Source organism: Halovenus salina, from assembly GCF_026410925.1.
Taxonomy (GTDB): Archaea; Halobacteriota; Halobacteria; order Halobacteriales; family Haloarculaceae; genus Halovenus; species Halovenus salina.
Window position 1 is genome coordinate 998510 of the sequence record NZ_CP112972.1, and the last position, 18233, is coordinate 1016742.

Consider the following 18233-nt stretch of genomic DNA (forward strand, 5'->3'; position numbering starts at 1 on the left):
CAGAACAGCTGCCGAAGTTGCTACCGGTCGTAATCGCTGGCAACCGATCGAATCTCGTCGAGGTCGTTTCCAAACACTTCCGAAAGCACGGTGATGTCGAGACTGTACGCCAGCAGCCGGTATCCCTCTTCGATACGCTGGGTTGCCTCGTCGACGTCAGGTTGGACTACGTGGGTGCCGAGAACTATATCGTGTTCTCTACAGGCAGCTTCGGCGGTATCGATTGCCTCCTCGAACTTCGGATGATCGAACTGGCCCGTGACATTGAGGGAAGCGCTGAGATCGTAGGGACCGAATAGGACGGCGTCAATTCCGTCGACTGCGAGGATTTCGTCAATGTTCTCGATCGCTCGCCGGTGTTCGATCTGGACGCAGACGAGCGTTTCATCGTTGTCGTAGGGGACCGAGGCGTCGAAATTGGCACCGTAGGTGTTGGAACGGGCGAATCCAACGCCACGCTTGCCTTCAGGGGGATACTTAGCGGCTTTAACGACTTCACAGGCTTGCTCGGGAGTGTTGATCAACGGTGCGATGACGCCTTTCGCGCCAGCGTCAAGATGGCGCTTGACGGTCTCGTAGTTCGTTTCTGGCAGTCGTACGAGGGGCGTGCAATCGGAATCGCCAGCTGCGATGGCTTGGTACAGTGCTTGAGCTTCAGTGATGCCAATAGCAGAGTGTTCGGTGTCCACAGTGAGGAAATCAAACCCCAAGGATGCGAGCAGTTCGGCGACAACGGGGCTATTGGTATTGAGCCAGGTGCCGATTGCTGGCTCCTCCTGAATACGCTCTCGCAGCGGTTCCATCGTTAATCATCGCCCCCGTACTCGTCCCAGACAACCCGCTCCTCGAACTCGCGGAGATCCTCACGATTCCGTTCATAGAAGGCATGTAGCTGGGCGTTGAAGTGGTTATGAATGTCCCGACCGGTGGTCCAGGTGCGGACAATCGGTTGGCACTTTTCACCCATCCACCACCAAGTTCCAGGGCCAGATTTTTCTTGAACAGTTTCTTTTCGGAACGCCCAGATTCCCTGGTCATAGTAGAATGCAGAGTCATATGTCTTCCGATCAGTCTCGGCATCCTCACTTACCTCATCGTAGGCGGTGAGGTACCCCTCATCATTAACTTTCATAGCGCGGATCGGATGGTCGTCGGCAGCCTCCCAAACAGTCATCGTTGAGTCAATCTCGGGACGTTCGTGAAGGAGTTCGACCGCCTGATCGATAAGATCAGAATCGACCATTGTGGTGTTTCCAAGAAGAACGACGACGTTCTCTAGATCCTCTACTTGTTCGTCGACGGTCTCTGTGGCATGCTTAATTACGTCACCATGACCGCCGTCCCCCCACAGCTCCTCAGGACGCCAGATGATTTCTGATCCCAACTTACGAGCGACATCAGCGATTTTATCACCATTCGTTGAGGTATAGCTCTTGGAAATCGTTTCGGCTTCTTCAGCGGCCTTGACAGGATAGCTCACGAGCGAGCGGTTGGCCACTTCCATGACGTTCTTATTGGGAATAGAAGTGCTGCCCGCCCTCGCAGTAATTATGGCGACATCCATGTAATTGAGATAGGGTAGAGGACAAATGAATCCCTGGTTTTCTTATTTATCAGAACCATTAATTGAGTTTCCTCGTTATCTTTTCTTGAGCGTTTCCATTTGTCGCAATAAGGCCGCAACTATCTAGAGACCACGGATCGCCGTGGAGATCAGTTACTTCATCGCCAGCTTGTCAAACAAGTTTGACGCCAGCAATAGTATCCCATGGGTTTGGATCTGGTTGTGTAGCAAAACAAGCATCTAATGCACCACGAGCAACCAGCCCTAACGTGAGTTGAGCACTACCAGTCGGCGAAGATTTCCAAACTCCAACAAATATCTGAAAATTCTTCATGCTCTTCGGTAGACTGGCGGAACCAAGAGTATTAGCGCCTCTGGCTGGACAGAAACGAACAGGTCCAACGAACGCCCTGCCCTTGGCCAGAGGCTATCGGAACCTGTGGAACTGGGAGCAATAGACTTTCGGCCCGAGCCGCTCGATGCCATTGTCGCGCGGCGTCTCAAGGAGATTTGGGTGGCGCAATCCTGCCCACACTGCGAGCAGAAAACACCCCAGGCACTCGACGGATCTGATCGTATCTGGTGTAGCCACTGCAACCGGAAAACCACGTACACGCGGGGAACGCCGTTCTACGATTTGGAACTCGCTCCTGGCGAGTTCCTCATCGCCGTCATCCTCTACGCTGATACGCTGTTGAGTATTAACCAGATCGCGTTTCTGCTCTCGCCGTGCTACAAGACTCTCCACGACAACATCAGAGAGGTCGAAACAACCTTTTGTCGCGGATTTCCGACTGTCTGGGATCACATCTCCCAGACAGTCGGCGGCCCGACACAGGTCGATGAAACCCAGCAGGTGTATTCCGGTTTAAAAGGACAAGATCCGCCACGGGAGGGACTTGACCGCGGTGGGTCGCTCGAGGGCGGACGCACCCGTTGGACAGGGGATCAAGGAGACGAACTGACGCTCGTCGCGGCCTGCCGCGACGTGCTTCGCGTGGTGTCAGCGCAAGAGGGAAGCGACTACGATGAGGATTTGGGTCCAGTGATTGAGGAAGCAGACAATCTCTCCCAGCCGCTGGGAGAGGTCTGGACCAATGGACTGCCCGACTACCGAGGTATGGAGCACGACCACCGGTACGTTGTCCACGACGAGAAATACGTTTCCAACGAGGGCGTCCACACGAATCAGGGAGAGTGTCTCTGGTTGCTGCTCCAACCGTAGCTGGCGAAGTTCCGCGGCCTCTCCAAGCCCGGCTTGGAGCAGGCCGCTCGTACCTACGGTTTCCTCCGGGCACTGAAACTTACTGGGGCACCGATCCACAGTCTCGTCGATCGTATCGCCATCAACGTATCCAGCTAGTTCCGCCAGTCTACCGAAGAACGCGGATCAAAGATTTTCGGACGACAACGCAGGCCGAAGAACAAGTAGTGTTACCAGAGCAAGGTATCGGTCGCAAATCAGAATGCTACGCGTTCTGGGGACGTAGTAGGGCAGGGATACATCGGGTAGTTCATATGTATCCAAGCGCCTCCAGTTGTTGGATATCCTGATCAGTGAGACCTCGGTCTGCCTCCTCGAGTTGCGAAAGGTGTTCTTGTACCGTCGCAGTCAGCCGTTCAGGTGCAGCCGAATACGGTTGTTTCGTGTCGTCAGTCCCGGCCCATCGAACACCCGTTGACTCAGCGACAACCTTCCAGCCGTCGTCGTACGCAACTGCAGAGCGTTCAGCCAGAGCGTGTCTGATATCAGACTGTGGTGCATCCGGGTATTTCTCAATCGTATCCTCAACACCCCCTTTAGGAGGATACTGGCTGGCAGTCAAGCCGGAATCCACCAGTCCCAGGACACAGCGCCCGTTGGAATCAAGCAATTGCTCGGGGGACAAAAACAACTCGTAGAGTTTCTTGAGCGAGACAGTTTGAGAGACCGTCCGAGCCTCAAGTTGGGGGTGAGCGATGACCAGCGGAACTCTGAGGACGGCCTCGCTAACTGACGCTTCGTGACCCATCCGTCGGCGCCCCATTTCGTCGGTTTCGCCTAGGTTTTCGCCATGATCGGCAGTGACTACGACGATAGTATCTTCGAGGAGTCCTTCGGTTTCAAGCGTGTGATATAATCTCTGCAGGTGACCGTCAACAGTCTCCACCTCACCGGCGTACAGCCCACGAACATCTTCTACATCAGATTCGTCGAGTTCGCTTCGTTCGACCTGCTCGGCGAACGGCCAAGTGGCGGCCACCTCCTCGTTGAGCCGAACAAGTTCGGAATACGATAATGATCGGCCTATGTGTTTGCGCTGCAACGCCTCGGGCGGTTTGTAACACCGATGTGTATCCATGTAGTTGGTGAACAAAAAAAACGGCTCATCGTTGTCGTGAGAGGCGAGCATTGATTTGATAGCCCGCGTGTTTGTCTCTGGAGAGTAGGAATAATCGCTGGTCGGAGCGAAAACAGGGTGGGGGAGCCGAGAGAGAGGTTCCAACTTCGCCGCGATCTCCCCGGCAGCAACAGCAGAGAGATTAGCGAGACTCTTGAGCGGATTGTCACTAGTTGGCACGCGTCTTAACACGTCAAGAAGCGCCTCCTTGTGTGAGCTACCCTCGTTGTTGAGGATTCTCTGTGCATTTCCGGAAACGTCCATCCCGTTGAGGAACAGGTCTCGGCCACCGGTGTATCGGAAATGATCAAAGTCTTCATCGAAGCCGGTTCGCTGACTGGCGAATCCGTTTGCGGAGACGCCGTATGTAGTGTATCCTTCGCGGGAAAGTTCGGAAACCAAGGGTGTGTCTATTGAGTCAGTAAAACGATAGGTCCCGTGCTTGTGGGGTAGTTTACCCGAAAAGATAGATGCGTGTGATGGAGGAGACCAGGTGCTGGGAGCAACCGCATGTTCGAACCAGATATTCGATGACCGCAATTTGTTCAGAAAAGACGCGTGCTCGACGGCATAATCATACCTGCAGGCATCCCAGACGACAAACAGGATATTGGGAGGATTGTCTCCGGTGTCCGTAATCATACTTTCTAGAAGGGATGTTACAATCTTAATTGTTCCGTGGTTTCATCACAATCTAATTACGCCAGAAGGCCAAACAACGAAGCATGGTTGATGGTGTGCCATTCACAGATATTCATATGGACGACGAGACAATTGAAGCAGTGGGTGATGTTCTTCGGGGGGGAAGATACGTCAAGGGGCCGGTCGTCGAAGCCTTCGAAGAGGAGTTTGCCGACCACTGTGGCACAGAGTACGCAGTCGGCGTCAACAGCGGGACTGCCGCTATCCTGCTCGGATTACAGGCTGCGGAAATCGGCGAAGGAGATGACGTATTTGTGCCTGCCCACACCTACTTTGCTTCTGTTAGCCCAGTTCTCTTTCTAGATGCGAACCCGGTGTTTGTCGACGTACGTACTGATACGTATACTATCGACCCAAACGACCTCGAACAGAAGATAACCACGGCAGACAACCCTGCTGCAGTGATCCCTGTCCATATTTACGGACAGATGGCAGAGATGGACCGTGTAACCGAGATAGCCAAAACACACAACCTCCATGTCGTCTCAGACTCCTGTCAAGCACACTTCGCGGAACAGAACGGACAGAAGGCTGGGAGCATTGCAGATATTGGAGCCTTCAGTTTCTATCCCTCGAAGAACATGACTGTCGCGGGTGACGGTGGGATGCTCGTGACCGACGACGACGAATTGGCCCGACGCGCACGTGCGCTCCGAAACCACGGCCGGGACGAAGCAGGGGTTCACCGACACCTTGGTCTGAACTATCGGATGAGTGAAGTACTCGGTGCGGTCGGAAAGCAGCAATTGAAACGCGTCGACGACTGGAACGCAGGTCGACGCCGTGCAGCGTCAGTGTACGACGACCGCTTGGCCGACATCGACGAGGTGGTTGCGCCAGCAGAAAATACAGATAACAAACACGTTTATCACCTGTACGTTGTCCAAGTTCCCGACCGAAGCAACCTACGTGAGTATCTGGACGAAAACGGAATTGGAACCGGAATCCACTACCCGACACCTGCACACGAGCACCCTGCGGTAGTCGAGCGCTGTGGCGAGACGAGCATTGAGTTCGTCGAGGGCCTCTGTGAAAGAATCATCTCGCTACCGATGCACCCGAGACTATCCGAAGAAGAGGTTCACACAGTCTGTGACCACATCGAGGAGTACTACACATGAAATACGGCGTCATCGGAACCGGCTACTGGGGGTCGAATCACGCCCGCGTCGCGGTCGAACTCGTTGATGAGGGCACACTCGATGATGTGGTGCTCTGTGACGTAGACGAGGGTCGCGCCGCCGACCTGGCAACTACCTACGGCATCGAGTACACGACCGACTACACCGATCTCCCGGAAATGGGAATCGACGCCGTGACAGTAGCGACCCCGTCCCCGACACACCACGAAATAGCGACATATCTCCTCGAACGGGAAATCGACTGTCTGGTCGAGAAACCCCTCGCGCTCGATAGCGACGGCGCCTGGGAAATCGTCGAGACAGCAACTGAACACGGACAGGTGCTTGGAGTCGGGCACATCTTTCGGTACCACCCGGCACTGAACGACCTGAAACGGCGAGTCGAACGCGGGGAACTCGGCGAGATCAAGTATATGAACACGACCCGGTTCTCGTTTCGGGTGCCCCGTGAAACCGCGGGAGCACTGTACTCGCTAGCTGTTCACGATATCGACATCTCGAACTACCTGCTCGAAGCGACACCACAGTCGCTGTACTGCAACCTCGATAGCGTCATCCGCGATGATGTCGACGAAACAGCAACTGTCGTCCTCGACTACGGCGAGGCGACGAGTGTCATCAATGAATCCTGGCAGGTTCCGGTGTACGGCAAACAGCGTGACCTGACGGTAGTCGGCTCCGAAAAGGCGGCGCACATCGACTACCTCAAAGACACCGTCGTTGAGCTTTACGACAGCAGGGTGAGACAGGACGGCGACGAGTTCCGAGCACAAAGCGAGGGTAAACAGGTCTACGAGACAGAGAACAACGAACCGCTGAAAATCGAAGTCTCGGAGTTCCTGGATGCCTGTAAGACAGGGAATCCGTTGCGGGCATCTGGTCAGGTGGGTGCGGAAACAGTCGAACTGCTTGAGCGCTGCAAGCAGTCTGCGGCACAAGGACGCGTTATCACCCTGTAAGCTCCGGCTTAAAACAGACTCTCCTGGTCCCGGAACATCTCGCCGAACTCCTCGTAGGACGACTTCGTCAGGTGAATATCGGTTCCCCCCACCGTCGTGTGAGCGGGCTTGAACGGGGGGAAGTCAAGGGCCCGAATCTTGTCATACAGTGCGCGTTCATCCGCTGGATCCGCCAATTCCTCAAGCGGGATTTCCTTTTTGCCGTCGAGGCTCGACTTGTAATAGAAGTACGTCGGACCATTGAACTCCGACTGTGGGGTCCGCATCTCGTGTACCTCCCCGGAGACAATTTGCGGTAGCGTCTCCTCGAACAGGGCGGCTGACGCCTCGCGTGTCTTCTCGTAGAGCGACCGTGCTGTATCTTCCTCCGTGATGTCGACAAACCGACGGTCGACCACGTCGCCAGCGTCGACTTCTTCGGCCATAAAGTGAATCGTCGTCCCGTGTTTCCAGTAGTCGTCGTCCCGTGCGTTCATAATCGAGTGTGAGAATACGTTCGACCCCTGATAGCGGGGGAGTTCAGCCTGATGGAGGTTCAGCGCCCCATCATCAGGGTGCTGGAGCAACTCCTCACCGAGGATGTTCGGATAGTACACACTCACGATGTAATCTACCTCGTAATTTAGAACACCGCGTTCGTCGTCAGGTTCGAGTACTGGATACCCGAACTCCAGGGCCCGTTCGTGGACTGAGCCCGCCCACCACGAGTCGTACTTTTTGGGGTACGTTACGACAACGGAGATATCGATGTCCGGTGTGTCATCAAGTAACTGGAGGCAGCGTTCACCAAGTGGATGGCTTCCAAAAAAGGCTACGTCGGTCATGACATGCTGGATAAGAATCTACACCCTCATTAAATCACGCTATTTCGGGCGGCCCCCAATGGCTCCGATACTACGCCAGCCGCTCTAGTTGGTCGTAGTACGTCTGGGCGACAGCGTTCCAGCTGTGGTCTTTTGCTTTTCGCTGGAGATGTTCGCCATATGCGCTCGCCTCGTCTGGCTGTTCACAAATCCAGCTGAGTTTCCGCGAGATAGCGTCAGGCTCTGGGTCCAGAAACAGCAGTTCGTCCTCGGTGAAGTTCGCCCGGAGCTTGCCGTCGTATCCGAGCGTTGGAAGGCCTGCCGCACCGTATTCCATCACTTTCAGGGGCTGTTCTTTGTCTACCAGACAGAGGGCACATGAGGCGTGTGAAAGAAAGCCCGGAACCAAGTCGTACTCGAAGGCACCGAGATAGTGGACATTCTCGTGGTCGGCAGCGAGCTCTGAGAGGGTAACACCGCGTTCCTGCCCGAGGAACACGAACTCCCACTCCGGTGTCATCGACGCCGCCTCGACAATCTCGGTGAGATAATACTCCGGAACCATGCTCCCAATATACATCGCAACTGGAGAATCCATATCTACGTCCCGGTTTTCAAGGATGGTCCGGGTTTCAGAAATAATGTCGCCGTCTGGGTAGGCAAAGGCAGAGTAATCCACAGCATTTCTGACGTAGGTGGGGTCGATTCCGCGGCGCGTTGTCTCCTCGTAGGTTCTGCTTTCGACGACGAAACAGGCATCCGAACGTTCGAGAACCCACCACTCGTACCGGCGGCACAACTCGAACAACGGTCCCGGTAACTGTTCAATGTCTGCGAGTGAGTCGCTCACGTCCCCGATAAACGGAAGTCGACGAAGCCGAGCCAGCGGGTAACCCAGATAGAGGCCGATTCTGACGTTACCTAGAATAACGTCGTAATCGCCGGTAAGCCCTGCTTTGATTGCACCGAGGGCATCCGCCCCGCTCGCGTCACGTATCGTGACATCGACACCCATCTCCGAGAGGTGTGCTGCAATCCGTTCCCGGCGGAGACTCACGTGCTCGCCAGTCGACGGGCGGAGCCAGAGAACCTTCATCCTGTTTGCCAGTACGAGTATCGACCGTAATTATTCTTTGATAAACAGGGATTCGCTGTTTGGGGAACCACAACAGTAAATGTGACTGGCTGACAACAAAACATCAATGACTGATATTGTCTATATTACCGTAGACTCACTGCGAGCAGACCACGTCGGGTGGCACGGATACGAGCGAGACACGACTCCATTTCTGGACAGTTTGAGCGAGAGTGCGCACACGTTCACGAACGCCTTTTCACATGGGTGTTACACCCGCCAGGCGTTTCCGGCAATGATGGCCGCTGAATACCCATCCATCAGTCAATCGCACGGTGGGTTGTCAGAGGAGTACACACCCCTCGCAGAGGCTCTCTCTGAGGCAGGGTACACCACTGGTGGATTTCATTCGAACCCACATCTTCTTCCTCAGTTTGGCTACCATCGCGGATTTGATAGATTCTATGACTCGGATACTGAGTCGAGTAAACTCGCACGTCTTCGTCAGTGGGTTAAGGATACGATTCCCTCACAGAGCTTCCTCTACAGTACACTCGAAGCCGTCTTCAGCAAAACCGAGGAAGCCGGCTTCAATCCGGGCACGCCGTTTGTCCTAGCTGACGAGATTACCGACCTGGCAATAGACTGGTGTCAGTCCGTCGCCACGGAGTCACAACGATTCCTCTGGGTCCATTACATGGACGTCCACCACCCGTACTCACCCCCAGAAGAGTATCAGCTAGCGTTCCGAGAGGAAGCTATCTCGGAGCGTCGGGCAGTGAAGCTTCGTCGAAAGATGGTCGACCAGCCAGAGGAAGTAACCGACGCGGAGCTGTCGGATATCGTCGACCTCTATGACGGCGAGATTCGGTTTGTTGACGATCAGGTTCGTCGGCTCGTCGAGACGGTCCAGTCACAGTGGGGGGCAGACACCCTTATTGCGTTCACCTCAGACCACGGTGACGAACTGAACGACCACGACGATTTTGCACATAGGGACACGCTGTTCGACGAACTAGCACACGTTCCGTTGCTAATCCAGTGTGGCGAACAACAGGGCGTCCACGAGGATATGGTCGGTTTGATGGACCTTCCACCGACCTTTCTCGAGTGTGCCGGTATCGAACCTCCCTCGACGTTCCGGGGCGAGAGCCTTGTTAAAATAATGGAAGGTGGGTCGACCGACCAGGATTACGTACTCATCGACGAAGGGGAGACGATAGCGTACCGTGACAGGTCCTGGAAGTACATCGTCGGTCCAGGCCGGGTTGAACTCTATAACATCCAAAACGACCCTGGAGAACAGATAAATGTCGTCGACCAACACCCGGAAGTTGTCGAGGAAATTGAGGCGACGCTCGAACAGTATTCGGAACTCGGAACCGCCGACAGTGATGAACTCACAGCCGGGGAGTTTTCAGGAGAGGTACAAGACCGGCTGGAACAACTCGGATATCTCCAAGAGTAGCGTTATGTCGGCTCGTCCGATTGTTCGAACCACTCAGTGGTCTTCTCCAGTCCCTCCTCGAATCTGACATCTGGCTCGTACCCGAGCAGTTCCTGTGCTTTCGAGATGTCCGCATGCGAGTGTCGAACGTCCCCTGGACGAGGGTCGTCGTAAATTGGATCGATATCCGTACTCAGCAGGCCATTCAATGTCTCGACCAGTTCGTTGATCGTTGCGCGGCCGCCACAGGCGGCGTTGAACGTTTCGCCGGTCGCATCTCCCTCGGCCGCGCGGATGTTTGTCTGGATTACGTTGTCGATATAGGTGAAATCCCGGGACTGTTCGCCGTCGCCGTAAATAACCGGCCGGTCGCCGTCGAGCATCAAGTTGATGAACTTGGGGATAACTGCGGCGTACTCACCGGAGGGGTCCTGACGTGGTCCGAAAATATTGAAATACCGAAGGGCAACTGTATCATAATCGTACAGCTCACTCGCCTGCATCGCGAGCTGTTCGGTGTAGTACTTCGAGAGGGCGTACGGTGACTCGGGGTTTGCTTCCATCGTCTCGACTTTTGGGAGAGCAGTCGTCGACCCGTAAACGGACGACGAGGAGGCGACGACAACGGTATCGACGTCGGTGTCTCGGGCTGCATCGAGGAGGGTTGCAGTCCCGGTACAGTTGGCGTCAGTCGACGTGACGGGGTCGTCGACGCTCCGCGGAACGGAGGGCACTGCAGCCTGGTGAAACACGTAGTCGACACCGTCGAGCAGTTCCGAGACCAGGTCTGGGTCACGAATGTCACCCTCGGTGAACGAGACGTTGTCGCGTCCTTCGAAGATCTCAAGATTCGACCGCCGACCCGTCTCAAAGTTGTCGATGCCACGAACCTCGTAGCCGCGGTCGAGCAATGCGTCGGCAAGCGAGGAGCCGATGAATCCGGCCATTCCGGTGATAAGCGCAGTAGACATACGGAGGACTGGTACCGCCCCGGCGTTGAATGTATCGGCTTCAGTTGGATTATAGCCGGACGATATTGTCGCGCTCGAATTCTTTGGTCGCATTACGGGTGTCGAAGACGAGATCCGCCTGCTCGACGATCATATCGAGATCAAGGGCAGAGTGGTCGGTCGCGAGGACAACACAGTCGGCATTCTCCAGCCGTTCTCTTGTTAACGGGACCGACTCGTATGTCTCTCCGAGCACGTCGAACTCGGGGACGTGTGGGTCGTGATAGCTAATTTCTGCATGCCAGTCTTCGAGCTGAGAGATGATATCGAGCGCCGGCGACTCCCGCGTATCGGAGACATCCGGCTTGTAGGCGACACCCACCACGAGCACATCTGCCGTCGAGAGTGCGGTACCACGCTCGTTCAGCTGTTCGACGACGCGCTGGACGACGTGGGCCGGCATCTCACGATTGACCGTATCAGCGAGGTCGATAAACCGCGTATCGATACCCTGCTGATTTGCCTTCCAGGACAGGTAAAACGGGTCGACCGGAATACAGTGGCCGCCAAGTCCCGGGCCGGGATAGAACGACATGAATCCGAATGGTTTCGTCGCCGCGGCGTCGATGACAGACCAGATATCCACGTCGAGTTCGTGGGCGACCTGTGCGAGTTCGTTGATAAGACCGATGTTGACAGCCCGGAACGTGTTTTCGAGGAGTTTGACCAGTTCCGCTTCGGTCGCAGAATTCACTCGGACGACCTCGTCGAACACCTGCTCGTAGATAGCCTGGGCGTGGTCCCCACAGTCCTCGGTGACGCCGCCGAGTACCTTGGGGATCTCCGTGGGACCGTACTCCTCGTTACCCGGGTCGATTCGCTCCGGCGAGAACGCCAGATAAAGGTCCTTGCCGATGGTGATGCCGTTCTGTGCCAGTGTCTCCCCGACGACCTCGCGTGTCGCACCCGGGTACACTGTGGATTCGAGGACGACCGTACAGCCTGTCGGAAGCGCCGGAGCGAGACGTTCAGCCGCGTCGACGACAAACGAGAGGTCGGGCGAGTCGGTCTTCCGGAGTGGCGTGGGGACACAGATTGAAACCGCGTCGACAGACGAGAGTGCCTCGTACTCCGTGGAGAACTGCAATCCATCGTCGAGGGCCCGTTTGACGGTCTCGTCGTCAATGTCGTTGACAGTTGATTCTCCACGAGTAAGTCTGTCGACTGTCTCGGCATCGACATCGACACCGATTACCTCAAACCCCGCTTCCTGCATCGCCAGTGAGAGCGGAAGACCAACGTAACCAAGGCCGATGACACCCACGCGCGTTGTCATAGCTCGATACAGGGTGCTGTGGGGCTTGAGTTCGTCGGTCCATACCAAGTAGGCAACCCTCGTATATTTAACTACAGACGTAGAATCGAGGACAACCGTCGTGATAGACAGAGAGCTCCGAGTACCCGGCACACCAACAGAGCAGGGATATATTGGTCTTGCCCTGGTCGTGGGAACCGGCCTTTCGACCTCGTGTGTCGCACTGTTGCACGCATCTCGAACACAGTTCAGCGCCATCGAGGCGATCTACGTGTTCACTCCTGTCATCGTGAGCATCGCACTCGTCGTTGCGGGGACGTTACTCTGGACGACGCAGTTCGGTGGCCGAGAGATGCTCCGTATCGGCACCGCGGTCTTTCTGGGGATGACCGTCTTCGGCTTGCTCATCACATGGACGATCACCCACGAGTTCATCCGTGGCGGGTCGGTCGCACACGCGCCGTTCGTGACCGTCAACAGCATGACTGTCGGGGCATTCGTCGGGCTGGTACTTGGCTGGCTCGACGCCAGAAACCGTCGCTACGAGACGACGCTCCGACAGGAGCGAAACAAGTTCAAGCGACAGACGGAGGAACTCGACGAGTTCGCTGCTATCGTCTCACACGACCTCCGCAACCCGCTAAATGTCGCCACGCTAGAACTCCAGCGTGCGAAGGAGACGGCCGGCGGAGAGACGACTCAAACGCTCGAAGATGTTGAAGAATCTCTCGCCCGAATGGAGACAATCGTCGAGGACGTGTTGGCGCTGGCCCGGGAAGGTGACGCTATCGGTGACCTCGCCGCAACCTCGATTGAGGAGGTAGCAGAGTACTGCTGGGGGAACGTCGAAACTGGAGCGGCAACTCTGGAAGTTGTCGACAGCACGACAGTCATGGCGGACCGAAGCGCGCTGGAACACATCTTTGAGAACCTCTTTCGGAATGCGATAGAGCACGGCTCTGAGACCAGCATTCCTGCGGACAGCAAGCCACTGGTTATTCGCGTCGGAACGGTTGAGGGAGGGTTCTACGTCGAAGACACCGGGACAGGACTTCCCGAAGACCTCCAGTCGGCGATATTCGAGTCAGGTGTGACGACACAGCAGGGCGGAACAGGAATCGGACTCAGTATCGTCCAGAAGCTGGTGGCCGCACACGGGTGGACAATCGAGGCAACCGACGGAAGCGACGGCGGTGCCCGCTTCGAGGTGACTGGTGTTGATCTCGTCGCCGAGCCGTCTGAAGAGAGCTGGCTGGCTGAACTGGATTGACTTACCAGTTCTCGTAGACAGTCTTCGTGCTGGTGAAAAATCGAAGTCCCTCGTCGCCGGACTCGCGGTAGGTATCACTGGAGGAGTCTTTGAAGCCGCCGAAGGGGACGTGTAGCTCCGTGCCGGAGGTCTGTTCGTTGATTTTGACGACGCCGGCCTCGATGTCGTCGGCAAAGCGTTTGGCCTCGGCGAGGTCTTCGGTGGCCATACTCGCCGAGAGGCCGTAATCCACATCGTTTGCGACCTCGAGTGCCTCCTCGTAGCCCGAGACTTTCAACACCGCTAGCACCGGCCCGAATATCTCCTCCTGTGCAATTCGCATCTCGTGGTCGACGTCGGTGAATACGGTGGGCTCGACGAAGTAGCCGTCCTCGTAGACCCCGCCGGTCAACTCCTCGCCACCGTATGCGAGGGTTGCACCCTCGGTCTGTCCGACATCGATGTAATCGAGCGTCCCCGCAAGTTCGCCTTCTGAGGCCTGGGGACCCATATCCGCACCGTCGAGTCCGTGACCGACCTCAATTCGCTCTGCCCGCTCTGTGATGCCCTCGACGAACTCGTCGTAGACATCCTCGTAGACGATGGCCCGGGACGTCGCGGTACAGGCTTGGCCTGTCACCCCGAATGCACCCCAGCGGGCAATCGAGAGCGCGCGCTCCATGTCGGCAGTGTCGGAGACGACCAGGGGATTTTTGCCACCCATCTCTGTCTGGACGCGTTTCATGTCCTCGGTCGCCCCCTCGTACACCGAGAAGCCGACGGATTTGCTGCCGGTGAATGAGACGGCGTCCACGTCCTCGTGTTCGATGATTCCGTCGCCGACCTGGCTGCCCGAGCCGGTGACGTAGTTGACGACGCCGTCTGGTAGTCCGGCAGCCTCAAAACACTCGAACAGCTTCCGGGTGCAGTTGGGCGCGTTACTCGCCGGCTTGAACACCACGGCGTTTCCGGTTGCAATCGCGGGCGCGATCTTCCAAACGGGGATAATAAACGGATAGTTCCAGGCGGTGATGAGTCCGGCGACGCCGACTGGTTCTCGGACCACCGAGAGGTCCTTTGCGGGCGTGCTAGATGCCTTCTTCTCGTGGCCGAAGTCGCGGATACGTTCCGCGTAGTAGTACAGAATGTCGACTGCGCGGCTCACCTCGCCCGCCGCTTCGGGGACGGTCTTGCCTTCCTCGTGCGTGAGCGTCTCGGCGAGTTCGTCGCTCCGGGACCGAATCTCTTCGGCGGCCCGCCGGAGGAACTCGCCGCGCTCGGGGGCCTGGCGGCCGGCCCACGCTGTTTGTGCCTCTGTCGCAGCCGCGACAGCCGCGTCGACATCTGTCTGTGTCGAGGACTGGAACTCGCCAATGGTGTCGGTCACATCCGCAGGGTTGTAGACTGTGAGCGTCTCGCCACTCTCTGATTCCTGCCACTCGCCGTCGATGTAGTTCAGGTGTGTCACTGCCATATGCTATGAGTATCTACCCGACGGGATAATAGAGTACTGGGTTCGACGGGACCGCGATAAAGAGACGAGCGGTCAGGTCAACTCGATGTCGTCGATATCGTGGTGTCGGCGGGCCAGCTTCCGTGCGGCCTCGATGTTCTTGCCGTCGGTTCCGATGGCCGCACCGTGGTCCTCCTGGGCTACCTCGGCGTAGGCCACCCGGTCGTCGTTCTCGCTAATCGTGACGTTGTAGACCGCGGCCGGAGCGAGCGCGCTGGCGACGAAATCTTCGGGGTGGTCAGCGTCCTCGACGAGCTTTATTGAGCGGCCGAACTGGTTTTCCGCGCGACGAACGTGTTCGCCGTCGGTGCCGATTGCCTTGCCCATCTCGCCGGGCTTGATGAGTAGGATGACTCGGTCGTGGTCGTCGTCGACGATGCAGTCCCGCACTGTCGCCTCCGTCTCGTCCTCGAACAGCGCCGCGAACTGCCGTGCGTCGTCCGAGAGCGTAAATCCCATGAGCTCAGTCGGCCTGGGACTCGTTTGCGCTCATCCGCAGATCCACGTCGCCGGTCCCGAGCTTGATAGGTTTGCCGACAATGACATTCTCAGTCACGCCGTCGAGCTCGTCAATCTCGCCGTGGATGGCGGCATCGAGCAGGTGACTGACCGTCACCTCGAAGGCCGCGCGGGCCAGCACCGAGTCCTTCGAGCCGGAGATGCCGTGGCGGCCGATAGACTCGATTTCACCGTTGTTCGTCATGATGTCAGCGACGAGCATCAGGTGACGGATGTTCACGTCGTCGAGCCCCTGCTCTTCGAGCGTGTTCTGTGTCTCGTTGATGATCGCCTCACGAGCGGCCTCGATGCCGAGGTTCTTGTGAATCTCGTGGATGTTGTTACAGGTCGTCCGGCTGGCGTCGACGCCCTCGATGTCGAGCACGTCTCCGAAATCCGACCCCTCGGTGTAGAGGACGAACTGCTCGCCCTCGTCGGTCTCTTCTTTCCGGATGACCACGCGGGAGATATCCTCGATACCCTTGAACGTAATCTCACGGAGCTCCTCGACGAGCTGGAGGAGGTCGCGGTAGGATGGCTCTTCGGGACCGAACTGGATGCCAAGCCCCTGCTGGATGGTCTTGACGCCGAGTTTCGACTCGATGGTGCTCGCAATCTCTTCGGCAACCTGGACAGGGTCCTCGACGGTCGGCCACCGCTCTCGGAGGGTCTCCTCGTTGAGCGATACCTGGACAACCATGTCGGCGACGTTCGTCGAGACATCCCCGAGCTGGAGAATCTTGGTCGCCTCGATTTTCCAGACGACCTCGTGGGCACGGTCGCGGTTCTCGGCGTACTCGTCTTCGAGGTAGACGTTCATCATCGGCGTGTCGGGCTCTTTACGAGCATCGACCAGCTCGATGAGCCGAGGCAGACCCTGTGTCACGTCGATTTCTGCGACACCCGCGTAGTGGAACGTGTTCATCGTGTTGTGCGTGACGACGCCCTCTGCCGTGGTGAACGTCTCGAGCCCAGCTACCGAGAAATCATACACGTACTCGTGGTCTGGTGTGAACGTCTCGATAGACTCGATTCGGTCCCAGACGACATCACCCTCAACTGCTGTTCGCAACGCGTCGAGTTCTGGAATCTCGTCTGCTGTCTCATCTGATAGCTCGGAGACCAGACGTGACAGCCTGTTCCGACCGATGCGCTGGCGCTTGTGTGCACTGTTGATCTGTCTGGATGGGAGACCTGCCTTCGATGCAGCACGTTTCAGGCTATCTCCGAAGTTCGGAATCTGGTCGGTTGCATCCGGACCGTCCGGGTCGATTTCGGTGACGAGGTTTCGAAGTTGCTCGTGGCGCTCACCGACCAGCCCAATCTGTTCAGCAAATCGGGTGACGTGTTTGCTCGGAACCCGGAGCGTGTGAGAGTCGTCTTGCTCGCCTCTGGTAGCGTATACGCCGAACCGAGCGAGTAACAACGCCACTCCCTCGGTCAGGCGCTCCGATGTCGAACTCGACCGGATTGCCCGTGTCGCGACGTTGCCATCGCCGCTGAAATACCCCGAGAGGAGACCAGATGCAAACGAGTCAGATGCACCGAAGGCAAAGTCCGGAACGATCTTCTCGCCGTCCTCGACACAGCACGCCCGAAGGAAGTCGGCAAGAACCGTTCCGTTGATGCGAATGTCGTGGCCGAGCGCGAACCCGCTCGTATTTTCGTATTCGTTTGTCGAGAGGTCAAAGCGGTCGGCAAACTCCCGAACGCGGCTCTGGAACGGCTCCTCAACGTTGGAGATAGAGACGTAGTGGTCCGTCAGGTTCCCCTCGGCAAGGAATGCACCGATGAAGAAGCCGGTCTCCTCGTCGATCGGGAACTGTTCAGGTAACGCGACAGTTCCCTGTCGCGGGTAGACCGCGTGCTCCTCGAGTTCTCCTGCCTCAAGTGCCTGGCGTTTGTTGTGGATTTGGGAGTCGCCGCCGGGATGAACGTCGACACCGCCGTCCGTGAGCGACGAGGTATACCAGTACTCGCTTGCGGGAAGATGTTCACGCAGATCGACCGCCGTCCGGTCTCCGCCGTCGAACTCTCCGATGACAGGCAACCAGTCACCTTCGCTCAACTCCTCGCCTGCGACGGGAACGACCTCGTTGTCGCTCCGCGTGACGAACGAGTGCGATTTCGTCGCTCGAATCGTCCGTCCGGACTCCAACTCGAATTCGAGCAACTCGTCGGGAGCCTCGTGTCGACTCACCTCCTCGACTGGTTTCCACTCGACTTGTTCGTCGTTCCGGAGTGACACCACTTCGATGTCATCCGGTGCGCGTGTCACCTCGTGCCCGTCGATATCCTGGGTCTCCCGAACGTGGAGAAGCCCGTCGACAAGCGATCCGATTTCGGTCACCTGTGTCTCGTCTCCTCGGCGAACGATGACACGTTCATCGTGCGGGATGCTCATCTGGGTTCCGGGCTCGCCGATACTCTGGGCACTGACCGTCCCGACGGGGTCGAGCGGGTCGACACGGGATTTCTCGTATTCGGCGGCCGTCGCCTGGACGATCTCGTCGGCCTGCTCGGTCGTTACATCGCGTTCTTCGAGTGTGCTGTACAGCTCGTTTCGGAGCCGAACCGGCAGTCCAGCCTCCTCGACGAGCACTTCGATGTCCTCGGATACGTCGTGTTCTGTCAT

At 57.1% G+C, this 18233-nt stretch carries 14 protein-coding genes and 1 pseudogene; 5 read left to right on the forward strand and 10 right to left on the reverse strand.

What is annotated here, in order from left to right; genetic code table 11:
• Positions 1-20: 20 nt before the first annotated feature.
• Both OSC37_RS05030 and OSC37_RS05035 read right to left on the reverse strand, forming a co-directional pair.
• On the reverse strand, positions 21-803 hold the full coding sequence (locus tag OSC37_RS05030; RefSeq protein WP_267163504.1) for an HpcH/HpaI aldolase family protein: 783 nt from the start codon (positions 801-803) through the stop codon (positions 21-23).
• Positions 804-805: 2 nt separating this feature from the next.
• The gene (locus OSC37_RS05035) at positions 806-1564 is read right to left on the reverse strand and encodes an acylneuraminate cytidylyltransferase family protein (protein WP_267163505.1); all 759 of its coding nucleotides are present in this window, start codon (positions 1562-1564) and stop codon (positions 806-808) included.
• A 364-nt stretch (positions 1565-1928) separates the two neighbouring features.
• Here OSC37_RS05035 and OSC37_RS05040 point away from each other — a divergent pair.
• A pseudogene (locus OSC37_RS05040) lies at positions 1929-2927 on the forward strand (IS1595 family transposase).
• Between the two features lie 151 nt (positions 2928-3078).
• On the opposite strand, the gene OSC37_RS05045 reads toward OSC37_RS05040, so the two are convergent.
• Entirely contained in the window at positions 3079-4587 is a 1509-nt protein-coding gene (locus OSC37_RS05045; protein ID WP_267163506.1) for a sulfatase-like hydrolase/transferase, read from the reverse strand.
• A gap of 116 nt (positions 4588-4703) precedes the next feature.
• Between OSC37_RS05045 and OSC37_RS05050 the strand changes: the two genes are divergently transcribed.
• Entirely contained in the window at positions 4704-5768 is a 1065-nt protein-coding gene (locus tag OSC37_RS05050; RefSeq protein ID WP_267163507.1) for a DegT/DnrJ/EryC1/StrS family aminotransferase, read from the forward strand.
• Positions 5765-6748 carry a Gfo/Idh/MocA family protein gene (locus OSC37_RS05055; protein ID WP_267163508.1) on the forward strand — a complete coding sequence of 328 codons (984 nt, stop codon included), beginning with the start codon at positions 5765-5767 and terminating at the stop codon, positions 6746-6748. Before OSC37_RS05050 ends, OSC37_RS05055 begins: the two co-directional genes overlap by 4 nt.
• Positions 6749-6756: 8 nt before the next feature.
• Here the strand turns inward: OSC37_RS05055 and OSC37_RS05060 are convergent, their stop codons facing one another.
• Together OSC37_RS05060 and OSC37_RS05065 are read right to left on the reverse strand one after the other, a co-directional pair.
• A complete protein-coding gene (locus OSC37_RS05060; RefSeq protein WP_267163509.1) occupies positions 6757-7572 on the reverse strand; it encodes a methionyl-tRNA formyltransferase in 816 nt (271 codons plus the stop codon).
• A 70-nt stretch (positions 7573-7642) separates the two neighbouring features.
• Positions 7643-8647: a glycosyltransferase gene (locus OSC37_RS05065; RefSeq protein WP_267163510.1), complete on the reverse strand. Its 1005-nt coding sequence runs from the start codon at positions 8645-8647 to the stop codon at positions 7643-7645.
• A gap of 106 nt (positions 8648-8753) precedes the next feature.
• On the opposite strand from OSC37_RS05065, the gene OSC37_RS05070 reads away from it, so the two are divergent.
• Complete coding sequence (locus tag OSC37_RS05070; RefSeq protein ID WP_267163511.1) at positions 8754-10094, forward strand: sulfatase family protein; 1341 nt, start codon at positions 8754-8756, stop codon at positions 10092-10094.
• A 2-nt stretch (positions 10095-10096) separates the two neighbouring features.
• Here the strand turns inward: OSC37_RS05070 and OSC37_RS05075 are convergent, their stop codons facing one another.
• Both OSC37_RS05075 and OSC37_RS05080 read right to left on the reverse strand, forming a co-directional pair.
• Positions 10097-11044: an SDR family oxidoreductase gene (locus OSC37_RS05075; protein ID WP_267163512.1), complete on the reverse strand. Its 948-nt coding sequence runs from the start codon at positions 11042-11044 to the stop codon at positions 10097-10099.
• Positions 11045-11093: 49 nt separating this feature from the next.
• Complete coding sequence (locus OSC37_RS05080) at positions 11094-12359, reverse strand: nucleotide sugar dehydrogenase (protein ID WP_267163513.1); 1266 nt, start codon at positions 12357-12359, stop codon at positions 11094-11096.
• 100 nt (positions 12360-12459) lie between these two features.
• On the opposite strand from OSC37_RS05080, the gene OSC37_RS05085 reads away from it, so the two are divergent.
• Entirely contained in the window at positions 12460-13608 is a 1149-nt protein-coding gene (locus OSC37_RS05085; protein WP_267163514.1) for a sensor histidine kinase, read from the forward strand.
• Between the two features lies 1 nt (position 13609).
• Here OSC37_RS05085 and xacF read toward each other — a convergent pair whose 3' ends face one another.
• The 3 genes from xacF to OSC37_RS05100 all read right to left on the reverse strand — a co-directional run bounded on the left by xacF (position 13610) and on the right by OSC37_RS05100 (position 18233).
• A complete protein-coding gene (xacF, locus tag OSC37_RS05090) occupies positions 13610-15061 on the reverse strand; it encodes a 2,5-dioxovalerate dehydrogenase (RefSeq protein WP_267163515.1) in 1452 nt (483 codons plus the stop codon).
• Positions 15062-15133: 72 nt separating this feature from the next.
• Positions 15134-15559 carry a NusA-like transcription termination signal-binding factor gene (locus OSC37_RS05095; RefSeq protein ID WP_267163516.1) on the reverse strand — a complete coding sequence of 142 codons (426 nt, stop codon included), beginning with the start codon at positions 15557-15559 and terminating at the stop codon, positions 15134-15136.
• Between the two features lie 4 nt (positions 15560-15563).
• On the reverse strand, positions 15564-18233 hold the full coding sequence (locus OSC37_RS05100; RefSeq protein WP_267163517.1) for a DNA-directed RNA polymerase subunit A'': 2670 nt from the start codon (positions 18231-18233) through the stop codon (positions 15564-15566).